This window comes from Pseudomonas sp. BGI-2 (genome assembly GCF_004310295.1).
In the GTDB taxonomy this organism is placed as follows: Bacteria; Pseudomonadota; Gammaproteobacteria; order Pseudomonadales; family Pseudomonadaceae; genus Aquipseudomonas.
Genome location: NZ_SISB01000015.1, coordinates 45,388 through 58,021 on the forward strand (window position 1 = coordinate 45,388; position 12,634 = coordinate 58,021).

Consider the following 12,634-nt stretch of genomic DNA (forward strand, 5'->3'; position numbering starts at 1 on the left):
AGCGATGCCCAGCCGTCGTGAGCGTGCCAACGCCATTCGTGCCCTCAGCATGGATGCCGTGCAAAAAGCCAACAGCGGCCATCCCGGTGCCCCTATGGGTATGGCGGATATCGCCGAAGTACTTTGGCGTGACTACCTGAAGCACAACCCGAGCAATCCATCGTTCGCCGACCGTGACCGCTTCGTGCTGTCCAACGGTCACGGCTCGATGTTGATCTACTCGCTGCTGCACCTGACCGGCTACGACCTGTCGATCGATGACCTGAAAAGCTTCCGCCAACTGCACAGCCGTACCCCGGGCCACCCGGAATTCGGCTACACCCCGGGCGTTGAAACCACCACCGGTCCATTGGGCCAAGGCTTGGCCAACGCCGTAGGTTTCGCCCTGGCTGAAAAAGTCCTGGCGGCGCAGTTCAACCGTCCTGGCCACAACGTTGTCGACCACCACACCTACGTGTTCCTGGGTGATGGCTGCATGATGGAAGGCATTTCCCACGAAGTCGGCTCCCTGGCCGGTACTTTGGGCCTGGGCAAACTGATCGCCTTCTACGATGACAACGGCATCTCCATCGACGGCGAAGTCGAAGGCTGGTTCACCGACGACACCCCGAAGCGTTTCGAAGCTTACAACTGGCAGGTGATCCGCAACGTCGACGGTCACGATCCGGAAGAGATCAAGACTGCGATCGAAACCGCGCGCAAAAGCGATCAGCCAACCCTGATCTGCTGCAAGACCACCATCGGTTTCGGTTCGCCGAACAAGCAAGGCAAGGAAGACTGCCACGGCGCCCCACTGGGTGACGCGGAAATCGCTCTGACCCGTGCTGCGCTGAAATGGAACCACGGTCCGTTCGAAATCCCGGCCGACATCTATGCCGAGTGGGACGCCAAGGAAACCGGTCGCGCGGCCGAAGCCGAATGGGATCAGCGTTTCGCTGCCTATTCCGCTGCGTTCCCTGAGCTGGCCAACGAACTGGTCCGTCGCTTGAGCGGCGACCTGCCGGAAGACTTCGCTGAAAAAGCCTCTGCTTATATTGCTGAAGTCGCCGCCAAAGGCGAAACCATCGCCAGCCGTAAAGCCAGCCAGAACGCACTGAATGCCTACGGCCCGCTGTTGCCTGAACTGCTGGGCGGCTCCGCTGACCTGGCCGGTTCCAACCTGACCCTGTGGAAAGGTTGCAAAGGTGTTTCGGCTGAAGACGCCAGCGGCAACTACATGTACTACGGCGTTCGCGAATTCGGCATGAGCGCGATCATGAACGGCGTGGCTCTGCACGGCGGTCTGGTGCCTTACGGCGCGACCTTCCTGATGTTCATGGAATACGCGCGCAACGCCGTGCGCATGGCTTCGCTGATGAAGAAGCGCGTGGTGTTCGTCTACACCCACGACTCCATCGGTCTGGGCGAAGACGGCCCGACTCACCAGCCGATCGAGCAACTGACCAGCCTGCGCAGCACGCCGAACCTCGACACCTGGCGTCCAGCCGATGCCGTTGAATCGGCCGTTTGCTGGAAAGAGGCCATCGAGCGCAAGGACGGCCCTTCGGCGCTGATCTTCTCGCGTCAGAACCTGCAACATCAGGAACGCAGCGCGCTGCAGATCGCCGACATCGCCCGTGGCGGTTACGTGTTGAAGGACTGCGCAGGCGAGCCTGAGCTGATCCTGATCTCCACCGGTTCCGAAGTTGGCCTGGCGGTTCAGGCTTACGACAAGCTGACCGAGCAAGGTCGCAAAGTGCGCGTTGTTTCGATGCCGTGCACCAGCGTGTTCGATGCGCAAGACGCCGGCTACAAGCAGGCAGTTCTGCCGTTGCAGGTCAGCGCCCGTATCGCTATCGAAGCCGCTCACGCGGACTACTGGTACAAGTACGTGGGCCTGGAAGGTCGCGTGATCGGCATGACCACCTTCGGCGAGTCGGCGCCTGCGCCAGCCTTGTTCGAAGAGTTCGGTTTCACCCTGGAAAACATCCTGGGTCAGGCTGAAGAGCTGCTGGAAGACTGATCCAGAAAATGTGTCGTCTGGACTGCCGCTTTCGCGAGCAAGCCCGCTCCCACATGAGATCGCATTCTCATGTGGGAGCGGGCTTGCTCGCGAAGGCGTTGGTCCAGGCAACGCTGCAATAACGGATTCACCACGGTAATCGAGAACCCAATGCCTCAACCGCGTCCTTACAAAGTTGCACTCAACGGCTACGGCCGGATTGGTCGTTGCGTCTTGCGTGCGTTGTTTGAGCGAGGCGACAAGGCAGGGTTTGAAATTGTCGCGATCAACGATCTGGCTGACATGGCCAGCATCGAATACCTGACACGCTTCGACTCCACGCACGGGCGTTTTCCCGGTGAAGTGAAGGTCGACGGCGATTGTCTGCATATTAATGGTGACTGCGTGAAGGTCCTGCGCAGTGCCACCCCCGAAGGCATCGATTGGGCGTCCCTGGGCGTCGATCTGGTGCTGGAGTGCTCCGGCGCTTACCACTCGCGTGCCGATGGCCAGCGGTTCCTTGATGCCGGTGCGCCGCGTGTGTTGTTTTCCCAGCCGATGGCCAGCGAGGCGGATGTCGACGCCACCATCGTCTACGGCGTGAACCAGGATTGCCTGACCGGCGACGAGCTGCTGGTGTCCAATGCGTCCTGCACCACCAACTGCGGCGTGCCGCTGTTGCGCCTGCTGGATCAGGCCATTGGTCTGGAATACGTGTCGATCACCACCATCCACTCGGCAATGAACGATCAGCCGGTCATCGATGCCTATCATCACGAAGACCTGCGCCGCACGCGTTCGGCGTTCCAGTCAGTGATTCCGGTGTCCACTGGTCTGGCGCGTGGTATCGAACGCCTGTTGCCGGAACTTGCCGGGCGAATTCAGGCCAAAGCCGTGCGGGTGCCGACGGTTAACGTGTCTTGCCTCGACATTACGATGCAGACCGTCAGCGACACCGACGCCACCGAGGTCAATCGGATTTTGCGCGAGGCCGCCACCACTGGCCCGCTCAAAGGCCTTCTGGCCTACACCGAGTTGCCTCACGCCAGTTGTGATTTCAATCATGACCCACATTCGGCCATCGTCGATGCCAGTCAGACCCGAGTTTCCGGCCCACGGCTGGTGAACATCCTGGCCTGGTTCGACAACGAATGGGGTTTTGCCAACCGAATGCTGGATGTTGCGGAACACTATCTGCAATCAGCTGGCTCTCCAAAACACTGCTCTCCAAAACAGTAGGAAATGCGACCCATGACCGTGTTGAAGATGACCGACCTCGATCTGCAAGGTAAGCGCGTACTGATCCGCGAAGACCTCAACGTCCCAGTCAAGGACGGTGTAGTCACCAGCGATGCGCGAATCCTGGCTTCGCTGCCGACCATCAAGCTGGCCCTGGAAAAAGGCGCGGCCGTGATGGTCTGCTCGCACCTTGGCCGTCCGACCGAAGGCGAATTCTCGGCCGAGAACAGCCTCAAGCCAGTCGCTGACTACCTGAGCAAGGCCCTGGGCCGCGAAGTGCCGCTGGTTGCCGATTACCTGGGCGGCGTCGACGTGAAAGCCGGCGACATCGTTCTGTTTGAAAACGTACGCTTCAACAAAGGCGAGAAAAAGAACGCTGACGAACTGGCCCAGCAATACGCCGCCCTGTGCGACGTGTTCGTGATGGACGCCTTCGGCACCGCTCACCGCGCCGAGGGTTCGACCCACGGCGTGGCCAAGTTCGCCAAAGTCGCTGCCGCTGGTCCGCTGCTGGCTGCTGAGCTGGACGCACTGGGCAAAGCCCTCGGCGCCCCGGCCCAGCCGATGGCTGCCATCGTTGCCGGCTCCAAGGTGTCGACCAAACTCGACGTGCTCAACAGCCTGAGCCAGATCTGCAACCAGCTGATCGTCGGCGGCGGCATTGCCAACACCTTCCTGGCCGCTGCCGGTCACCCGGTCGGCAAGTCCCTGTACGAGCCGGATCTGCTGGACACCGCTCGCGCCATCGCCGCCAAGGTCAGCGTACCGCTGCCGGTCGACGTCGTCGTTGCCAAGGAATTCGCTGAAAGCGCCACCGCTACCGTCAAGCTGATCGCTGATGTGGCCGCAGACGACATGATTCTGGACATCGGCCCACAGACCGCGGCGAATTTCGCCGAGCTGCTGAAGTCGTCCAAGACCATCCTGTGGAACGGCCCGGTGGGCGTGTTTGAATTCGACCAGTTCGGTAACGGCACCAAAGTCCTGGCCCAGGCCATCGCGGACAGCTCGGCGTTTTCGATCGCTGGCGGCGGCGACACCCTGGCGGCCATCGATAAATATGGCGTTGCCGATCAGATCTCCTACATTTCTACCGGCGGCGGCGCGTTCCTTGAGTTCGTGGAAGGCAAGGTTTTGCCAGCCGTTGAAGTCCTGGAAAGCCGGGCCAAGGCCTGAGGTCGTCCATTTGACCACGCAAAGGAGTGTTCTTATGGTCAAGCCGTTAGCGCTGTTGATCGCTGCGGGTATGCTGGTGGCTTGCGGGAGTAACCCGAAAGCCAAGCCGGAACCTGCGCCGCAGTCAGTGGAAAAAGGCTGTTACCAGGCCGACTGGCAAGCGGAAACCAACCCGGTGATCAACAAGCGTTCCGGGCCTGATGGCCTGGAGAAATACGAGACGCAGACCCCGGCCAAGGAACATGGTTGCCCTTGACGGGTCTGACACATTACTCAGGGTTGGCGGCGTACGCCGTCAGTCGAGGAACATGGATGAAAGGTTTTATCGCCGTTATGGCGTTGGCATTGCTGGCCGGTTGCTCGAATTTCAACCTGTTCAAGCCTGCCGAATCCACGGACAACTGGACCACCTGGACCTGCGACAGCCAGGCCAAAGTGCTCTGGCGCTACACCGACGACAGCCGCAAGGAAGTCGACGTGCGCCTCGGCGGGGCCGATCAGGTCTATCGCCTGAAGCTTGAACCGGGCGCCGAAGGTTCGCTGTACAGCAACGACATGCTGGCGTTTCACGTAAAAGGTGAGGAAGGCCTGGTTTACTGGGTCGCCACCAATGATTTGATTGGCCGCGGTTGTAAAGCGCAGTAATTGAAGGTTTTAGCGAAACCTGTAGGAGCGAAGCTTGCTCGCGAAGACGTCATCACATTCAACACATGTGTTGCCCGTTAAACCGCTTTCGCGAGCAAGCTTCGCTCCTACAGAGATCGATGCAACACCCGAATTCGCAGCCCGGGCCAACCCCCGATCTGCAATAACTTGAATAGCCGCCGCCGCTACGGCAGGCTGGCACGATTAACGACCCAAACCGGGAGAGACACACACAATGGCACTTATCAGCATGCGCCAGATGCTGGACCACGCAGCCGAGTTCGGCTACGGCGTTCCAGCCTTCAACGTCAACAACCTTGAGCAGATGCGCGCCATCATGGAAGCCGCTGACAAGACTGACTCCCCGGTGATCGTCCAGGCCTCGGCCGGTGCTCGCAAATACGCCGGCGCACCGTTCCTGCGTCACCTGATCCTGGCCGCCATCGAAGAATTCCCGCACATCCCGGTGTGCATGCACCAGGACCACGGCACCAGCCCTGACGTCTGCCAGCGCTCCATCCAACTGGGCTTCAGCTCGGTCATGATGGACGGCTCCCTGGGCGAAGACGGCAAGACCCCGACCGACTACGACTACAACGTCCGTGTCACCCAACAAACCGTGGCCCTGGCTCACGCCTGTGGCGTCTCGGTAGAAGGCGAGCTGGGCTGCCTGGGTTCGCTGGAAACCGGCATGGCCGGTGAAGAAGACGGCATCGGCGCTGAAGGCGTTCTGGACCACAGCCAAATGCTGACCGACCCGGAAGAAGCCGCTGACTTCGTCAAACGCACCCAGGTCGACGCCCTGGCCATCGCCATCGGCACCAGCCACGGCGCCTACAAGTTCACCAAGCCACCTACCGGCGACGTGCTGGCCATCGACCGCATCAAAGAAATCCACAAACGCATTCCGAACACCCACCTGGTAATGCACGGTTCGTCTTCGGTTCCGCAAGAGTGGCTGGCGATCATCAACCAGTACGGCGGCGACATCAAAGAAACCTACGGCGTGCCGGTTGAAGAGATTGTGGAAGGCATCAAGTACGGTGTGCGTAAGGTCAACATTGATACTGACTTGCGTTTGGCTTCGACGGGTGCGATGCGTCGGTTGATGGCGACCAATCCTAGCGAGTTTGATCCGCGTAAGTTCTTTGGTGCGACAGTGACGGCGATGCGGGATGTTTGTATTGCTCGCTACGAAGCTTTCGGTACTGCGGGTAATGCTTCGAAGATTAAGCCGATCTCGTTGGAAGCGATGTATCAGCGGTATTTGAAGGGTGAGTTGAACGCTAAGGTTAACTAAGCCTTTCTCGTTTATAAAAAACCCGCAGTGATGCGGGTTTTTTTATTGGCTGAAAGAAGCATGGCAAGAAATTTTCCTTCGCTAAAAACGTTTATTTTTTTGTGAGCGTGTATTCCTCGGCTGCTGAAGAGCCGTCTTCGATTTTATATGATCTTATGGCCCAAATTTCAGTGCATGGTCTACCTGCGTTTCCGAGCCAAGTGTCCTTTACTCCCGAGTTCTCAGTTGTGAACTCTATACGGGTAAGACTAGGGTTGACGTGCTGGTACCAACCATTCACTGTGTAGTGATACCCGTTTTCCTTTAGTATTCCCTTCATTTTTCCAGTGCTTTCATTGGCGTATGTGATTTCTATACAGACACCTTTAGCATTGTCGCAAAACTCTCCGTTGGGGCCGGCCATATTTTTATTCTCCAGATATTGTTGAAAGGCGCTTTGTTGCGATTTTGACACGAGTGGCTTTATTTTTCGATTTTTCTCCTGGTTGTATTGCGTATTAAGGACAGGCGCCGGTTCTCAAAACTCCATTGCAATTGACGAAGTTGAAAGGGGACGATCTGGTTATTTCTGTTCTGTTATTTACTTCCCTGGTGTTCCAACTATTTTCTTGTTCTGGATGTGTTCCGCCAGAGAGGCAGGAGACATGAATGTCGCAGTTAAAATCACTGTAACGGTCGCTAGGAGGTGCGGTCGGTATTGGTTGCGTCTTCAAGGAGCAGTATTTGCTTGCCGAACTCTGATACCAATCATCGTCGCACTGCCCGGCTAAGGTGACGCCTGCACCGGCTATTGAGATAAATATACTAATAAAGAAAATGATGATTTTTGTATGCTTGCGCATGGCAGATACCTTCAGAAGTTATAGGGTGGCTGAAGTTGTTTGTGTGTCCGATTCTATTTCATGTGTTGCGTAGGCCAGATTAGCTTGATGAGTAGGTGGGGTCACCTGTAAGAGTTGACAGTTTTTAATATGGTTTTGCTATAAGCGAGCACGATTAAAGTTGGTGAAAGTGGAGTAGGTTTATTTGGTCGTTTGGTCTCAAAGTAGATGCGTTCTCTTGGTCTGTGCAATGGTATGTTTGGCGATATCTGTTATTTCGAAACTGTATGAATAACTGTCATTTATTACAGGTGATTTAATGCGGGCTGCTGGCTATTGTTTAGCTTCGCAATCCAAAAAAAAGAGACGAATTAATCAAGTCGTTCCAAATTTTATTTGTTCGATTTGTTTCCTGATTATTTTTAAGAGAGGGTGTATGCAAATTATAGTTCAGCAAGTCCAAGGCTCCGCAACAAATGTAGTCAAGACGGTAACGTTGGAGGTTGAGCGGTCCGATTCTATCGAAAATATAAAGGCCCATTATCAAGATAAAGAAGGCATTCCGCCGGGCCAGCAGCGTTTGAATTTTTTCCGGTAAGCAACTTGAAGACGGACGTACATTGTCGGATTACAATATTCAGCCGAACTCGACACTCCAGTTGGTGCTTCGATTGTGAAAAAAAGGAAATAAAAGGGATTGCCCATTAACCGGTCTCAAGTCCCAATAATCCGCCCCTTTGTTCCACCTTCGTTCCATAAAAACCCGCATAAATGCGGGTTTTTATTGCTTGAAAATCGGCTACTTGGTTTTAGGTGTATCAAACCCACGCTGTTCAATCACCCCGAATACATCGGCAATGTCCTGAACCATGATTCGGGCGATGTTGGTGACGGTGTTGATGTCGTGTTCCGCATAGTCCGGCAGGCTGGTGCAGGCCATGAGGTTCAGGTATTTGAGGACGGCGTTGAGGCGTTCGCTGACGCAGTTGTGAAGTTCGCGTAGCGGGGCGTCGCTGTCGATGAGCAGGACGGGGTGGTCGGTGGCGAGTTGGGACATGGGGGTGAAGCGGCGGGGCGGGTTGTTCATTGACATAAGTAAAGCTCCTCGAATCTAAAAGAAGAGCTACTGCCGTTCGCTGCGAAACGAATTGGGTGGTAGCTGTGTGCGGGTTCGCAGACCGAGGATACGAGGAACCCGGCAGACCCGAAGGTCTCCCACACACAGCCACCATAAAAAAGGAGGACGAGTGCTGAGGCGCCCGTCTTTTCGAGGCGCTAGGTTACTACACGTATCGTTAGGGCTGCGAAACCCTATCGCCAACGGTGTCAGCGACAGGCCAACTTTAGGCAGCAATTCATGCTCCCGCAACCGACCTGTAGGACGCCGCCTTGCTTTTTAGGTAGGTGGGGTGGTTGTGGTTTACGGCGCGACCGCAGTAAAACAGGGCGCTGTGGGGAGTCATCAGAAATTGATGGCAGGATTTTGAGATGCTTCGCCGTCCAGCGGGAGCAAGCTCCTTCGCCACGGTCAGAGGCGTCCTACGAGTTTTTCAGACGCTTAGATGACTGGTTTGTAGCAGCTGTCGAGCTTGCGAGGCTGCGTTCGGCTGCGCAGCAGTCGTAAATCAGACAACGCATTTATTCAGGTAGACCAGGTTCATCGGGCTTGCGAGGACTTTGTCCTCGGACGCAGCCTCGCAGGCTCGACAGCTGCTACAGGGGATGTTGTGTTCTTGGGAGGGTTGGGACGCGGAGCGTCCCGGGATGCGTTACCACGCGGGAGCGTGGGAACGATCGGGCGTGCTCTCGCTACTTATCGTGATCAATATCCAGCGTGCTGAACGTCACTTTCCCGCCTTCGCTGGTGTACCCGGTGTGGTCTTGCACGTACACCCCGGCCTTGAAGTACAGCGGCTTGTCGCGCCAGGTCGCGCTGATGTCGGTGTCCCACTGGTAGCCCGCCGCACTGATGCCCAGCGCTCCGCCCGGGCTCAGGTGGATGAGGTAGGAAAACTCCCGGTCGAGTTTCACCCCGGTGGCGATGGTGATGATCCGACCTTCGTCGTCATCAGGGCGCATACGAACCTTGGCGACGATATTGCCCGACTGCGTGCTGGTTTTGTATTGATACTCGAGTTTCACCATGGGTTTCTGGCTTTCATAGGCGTGGATCTGGCCGATGACGATTTTGCCTGAGCTCGGTACCTGGTTGACCGCGAGGGTGGCGCGCAGGGAGTTGTCAGCGTCCGGGTAGAGCCAGTTTTTCAGGGTGCCGTTGCTGTAGGTTTCGCGCAGTTCGGTGCGGGGGTATTTTGCGTTTTCAGTTTTGGAGCCGGTGACCGGTGCCCAGAAAAACAGTGTGCCGGTGTTGGAGTGGAAGTATTGATCCTTGAAGCCGTTCACCAGTTTTGGCGTGTCAACGGTGTACGGCGGATTGCCGACAGGAACGCTCAGGTTCCAGGTTGCGAGATCGATCATAGACAAAAGCTTCCACGAATTTTTTACTGCACGCGCGTGCCAGAAGCTCTGGCACGCGCCTTGGGGGCAATCTTTATAAGCGCAGAAGTTCAATTTGTTAATGTGTAAATGACAAACGGATGGCGTCAAAATCCTGTTAAAAGGCCATCTTTCCCGGTTTCAGGGGGCTGTAGAAGCGACCGTTAGTCGGCAAATGTACGTGATGGTTAAATGATGGCGCGCTGATAGCTTCTGCTTTTGCGGATCCCGGTCTAGAGTGAAGTCTCAGTATTTGTCCGGTTTTTACGAGAAACCGGCCTGACGCCCCGAATAAGAGAAGCAGCATGGAATGCGCGCAACCCACGCCAGCTGAAGGCAGCTCGATCCTTTTAATCGTCGATGATTACCCTGAAAACCTGATCAGCATGCGCGCGTTGCTCCAGCGCCAGGATTGGCAGGTGATTACCGCGGCTTCCGGTTTTGAAGCGCTCAGTCTTTTACTCGAACACGATGTCGACCTGGTGCTGCTGGATGTACAGATGCCGGGCATGGACGGTTTTGAAGTCGCGCGCTTGATGCGCGGCAGTCAGCGAACCCGCCTCACGCCGATTATTTTCCTCACCGCCAACGAACAGTCCCAGGACGCTGTGATCAAGGGCTACGCCAGTGGTGCCGTGGATTACCTGTTCAAGCCGTTCGACCCGCAAATTCTCAAGCCCAAGGTTCAGGCGTTGCTCGAGCATCAGCGCAATCGCCGTGCGTTGCAGCGCCTGAGCCACGATCTGGAGGTCGCTCGCGCGTTTAATGCCTCGGTGCTGGACAATACCGCCGAAGGCATCCTGGTGGTGGGTGAGGACGGTCTGATCCGCTTCGCCAACCCGGCGATGTCGCGGTTGCTCAATGCCACGGTTCAAGACCTGCAAGGCAGGGAGTTTCTGGATTTCCTGCAAAAGCCGCATATCCCGGTCTGGGCGGACTCCGATTTTTATACCGGCTACAAACGCGGCGAAACTCTGCGCCTGCACGACGCGCTGCTGCGAACGGCGCCCGGCCAACAAGTGCCGGTGGCGCTGTCGTGCGCGCCATTGCCCAGCGAACAGCATGCGATGGTGGTGACGGTGCTGGACATGTCGGTGGTGCGTCATCTGCATCAGCAACTGGAGTTCCAGGCAGTGACGGATCCGCTGACCGGGCTGCTCAACCGCCGCGGCTTTTACCAGACGGTTGAAAATCTGCTGCTGCGCGGCGAACGCTCCGATGGCGCCTGGGTGTTGCTGTACCTGGACCTCGACGGCTTCAAACGCGTCAACGACTCCCTCGGTCACGATGCCGGCGACCGGGTGCTGCGCTGGGTGTCCGAGCAATTGAAAGCCTGTCTGCGGCCCTTCGACATTCTGGCGCGCATGGGCGGCGACGAATTCACGGCGCTGCTGGACCTGGAGTTCCCCGAGCAAGCGGCGAAGATTGCCGAGAAGCTCATTGAGCGGGTGTCGATCTGTCAGCAGATTGATGGCCTGGACATCGCGTTGGGCGCCAGCATCGGCATCGCTGCTTACCCGGATTGCGGTGCGAATCTCGACGGGTTGCTACGTGCATCGGACATTGCGATGTACGAAGCCAAACGTGCCGGCCGGCAGCAATACCGTTTCTACGATCACGATATGAATGGCCGGGCGCGTTCGCGGCTGATGCTCGAAGAGAGCGTGCGCACGGCCATTGAAAACCGTGATTTCACCCTCGTGTATCAGCCGCAGGTGGCGATCAGCAGCGGGCAGATTCGTGGTTTTGAAGCGCTGTTGCGCTGGCAGCACCCGAGCGTCGGTGATGTACCGCCGGGGCTGTTTTTGCCATTGCTGGAAGAGGCGCGGCTGATCAGTCGTCTGGGCAGCTGGATTTACCATCGCGGCGCCGGCCAGCGCAAAGCCTGGGAAACCTTGTTTGCCGAGGATCTGGTGCTGGGCGTCAGTTTGAGCAGCACTCAGTTCGGCATGCCTAACCTGGTCACTGAATTGCGCCAAGTGCTGGAACGTCACGGCTTGCAACCGCGTTATCTGGAAGTCGAAGTGACGGAAGAAGCGTTGATGCAAAACCCCGAAGAAACCCGCAAGACACTACGCTTGCTGCGCAACCTCGGGGTGCGGGTGGCGCTGGATGATTTCGGCTCCGGGCCGTGCTCGCTGTCTCACTTGCGCGATCTTGAGCTGGATACACTCAAGTTCGATCGGCATCTGATCGCCCGCTTGCCGGCGTCCGAACGGGATGCGGCGCTGGTGCGCAATGTGATCGACCTGTGCAAGCAATACGGGATGCTGGTGATTGCCGAAGGGGTGGAAACCGTTGCGCAATATGAATGGCTGCAAGCCAATGGTTGCCAGTATGTGCAAGGTTTTCTGGTGGGGCGACCGATGATGGCCGAGGACGCCGGCGACTTTGTCGCGCCGTTTGACTGGAGCGCGCTGACCCGCTGAATTCGCTACACTGGCGACCTTTTCGTGATTCGTGTTGCCGCCTCTAATGACCGCGTTGAAATACCTCCAGGCCTATCCCGCTGCGTTGCAGGACCAGGTTCGCCAGTTGATCGCCGACGGTCGGCTGGGCGACTACCTGAGCAAGCGCTACCCGGAAAAGCACGCCGTGCAGAGCGACAAGGCGCTGTACACCTTTGCGCTGGACCTCAAGCAGGAATACCTGCGCAACGCTCCGGCCATCGACAAGGTTTTATTCGACAACCGCCTGGACCTGACCCATCGCGCCCTAGGCCTGCACACGACGATCTCGCGGGTGCAGGGCGGCAAGCTCAAGTCCAAGAAGGAAATCCGCGTGGCCTCGTTGTTCAAGGAGGCGCCCTCCGAGTTTCTGAAAATGATCGTGGTGCATGAACTGGCACACTTTAAAGAGTCGGATCACAACAAGGCGTTCTACAAGCTCTGCGAACACATGTTGCCGGGGTATCACCAGGTGGAGTTTGATCTGCGGGTGTACCTGACGTGGCGGGATATGCAATAAAAAGAACAA

At 57.1% G+C, this 12,634-nt stretch carries 13 protein-coding genes; 10 read left to right on the top strand and 3 right to left on the bottom strand.

What is annotated here, in order from left to right:
* The first annotated feature begins 4 nt into the window (after positions 1–4).
* The 6 genes from tkt (at position 5) to fba (ending at position 6,341) form a co-directional block, all read left to right on the top strand.
* Entirely contained in the window at positions 5–2,002 is a 1,998-nt protein-coding gene (gene tkt / locus EYC95_RS12355; protein WP_131060606.1) for a transketolase, read from the top strand.
* A gap of 150 nt (positions 2,003–2,152) precedes the next feature.
* Entirely contained in the window at positions 2,153–3,220 is a 1,068-nt protein-coding gene (gene epd, locus EYC95_RS12360) for an erythrose-4-phosphate dehydrogenase (protein ID WP_131060607.1), read from the top strand.
* Positions 3,221–3,232: 12 nt separating this feature from the next.
* Complete coding sequence (locus EYC95_RS12365; RefSeq protein ID WP_131060608.1) at positions 3,233–4,396, top strand: phosphoglycerate kinase; 1,164 nt, start codon at positions 3,233–3,235, stop codon at positions 4,394–4,396.
* A 34-nt stretch (positions 4,397–4,430) separates the two neighbouring features.
* On the top strand, positions 4,431–4,652 hold the full coding sequence (locus tag EYC95_RS12370; RefSeq protein ID WP_010466937.1) for a hypothetical protein: 222 nt from the start codon (positions 4,431–4,433) through the stop codon (positions 4,650–4,652).
* A gap of 56 nt (positions 4,653–4,708) precedes the next feature.
* The gene (locus EYC95_RS12375; RefSeq protein WP_131060609.1) at positions 4,709–5,041 is read left to right on the top strand and encodes an MliC family protein; all 333 of its coding nucleotides are present in this window, start codon (positions 4,709–4,711) and stop codon (positions 5,039–5,041) included.
* A gap of 235 nt (positions 5,042–5,276) precedes the next feature.
* A complete protein-coding gene (gene fba, locus EYC95_RS12380) occupies positions 5,277–6,341 on the top strand; it encodes a class II fructose-bisphosphate aldolase (RefSeq protein ID WP_131060610.1) in 1,065 nt (354 codons plus the stop codon).
* A 91-nt stretch (positions 6,342–6,432) separates the two neighbouring features.
* Here the strand turns inward: fba and EYC95_RS12385 are convergent, their stop codons facing one another.
* Complete coding sequence (locus EYC95_RS12385) at positions 6,433–6,744, bottom strand: hypothetical protein (protein ID WP_131060611.1); 312 nt, start codon at positions 6,742–6,744, stop codon at positions 6,433–6,435.
* Positions 6,745–7,598: 854 nt separating this feature from the next.
* Between EYC95_RS12385 and EYC95_RS31040 the strand changes: the two genes are divergently transcribed.
* Both EYC95_RS31040 and EYC95_RS31045 read left to right on the top strand, forming a co-directional pair.
* Positions 7,599–7,760 (top strand): ubiquitin-like protein, encoded by a 162-nt coding sequence (locus EYC95_RS31040; protein ID WP_218568844.1) that lies wholly within the window; start codon positions 7,599–7,601, stop codon positions 7,758–7,760.
* A complete protein-coding gene (locus EYC95_RS31045) occupies positions 7,747–7,839 on the top strand; it encodes a ubiquitin-like protein (RefSeq protein ID WP_218568845.1) in 93 nt (30 codons plus the stop codon). Before EYC95_RS31040 ends, EYC95_RS31045 begins: the two co-directional genes overlap by 14 nt.
* A gap of 122 nt (positions 7,840–7,961) precedes the next feature.
* Here EYC95_RS31045 and EYC95_RS12395 read toward each other — a convergent pair whose 3' ends face one another.
* Entirely contained in the window at positions 7,962–8,255 is a 294-nt protein-coding gene (locus EYC95_RS12395) for a fructose-bisphosphate aldolase (RefSeq protein ID WP_131060612.1), read from the bottom strand.
* Positions 8,256–8,971: 716 nt separating this feature from the next.
* A complete protein-coding gene (locus EYC95_RS12400; protein ID WP_131060613.1) occupies positions 8,972–9,640 on the bottom strand; it encodes a polysaccharide lyase family 7 protein in 669 nt (222 codons plus the stop codon).
* A gap of 323 nt (positions 9,641–9,963) precedes the next feature.
* On the opposite strand from EYC95_RS12400, the gene EYC95_RS12405 reads away from it, so the two are divergent.
* Entirely contained in the window at positions 9,964–12,087 is a 2,124-nt protein-coding gene (locus EYC95_RS12405; RefSeq protein ID WP_131060614.1) for a bifunctional diguanylate cyclase/phosphodiesterase, read from the top strand.
* Positions 12,088–12,133: 46 nt separating this feature from the next.
* Entirely contained in the window at positions 12,134–12,625 is a 492-nt protein-coding gene (locus tag EYC95_RS12410; RefSeq protein ID WP_131060615.1) for a M48 family metallopeptidase, read from the top strand.
* The last annotated feature ends 9 nt before the right edge of the window (positions 12,626–12,634 follow it).